This window comes from Rhodococcus sp. IEGM 1409, from assembly GCF_030056735.1.
Taxonomy (GTDB): domain Bacteria; phylum Actinomycetota; class Actinomycetes; order Mycobacteriales; family Mycobacteriaceae; genus Rhodococcus_F.
On the sequence record NZ_JASHKN010000049.1, the window covers coordinates 1 to 214 of the forward strand.

The 214-nt window shown below is 65.0% G+C and carries 1 pseudogene; it reads right to left on the bottom strand.

The features are described from left to right. A pseudogene (locus QM716_RS29205) lies at positions 1 to 214 on the bottom strand (MCE family protein); the annotation flags it as partial.

Consider the following 214-nt stretch of genomic DNA (forward strand, 5'->3'; position numbering starts at 1 on the left):
ATCCGAGGTCGTACGGCCGCGGAGCATACTGTGCTCCGCGTGGTACCAGATCGTCGGCGGGTGGGCAGTACATCGCCAGACTCGGAGTGGTGGGGGAGAGATCGCCTACCTCTCGTCTGGGGGTGTCGGAGTTGCACACCGGCCCCTGCGTGGCCACCAAGGCGAAATCAGCTCGATCGCCTGTGACGATGGATGCCAGTGTGGGGAGACCGTC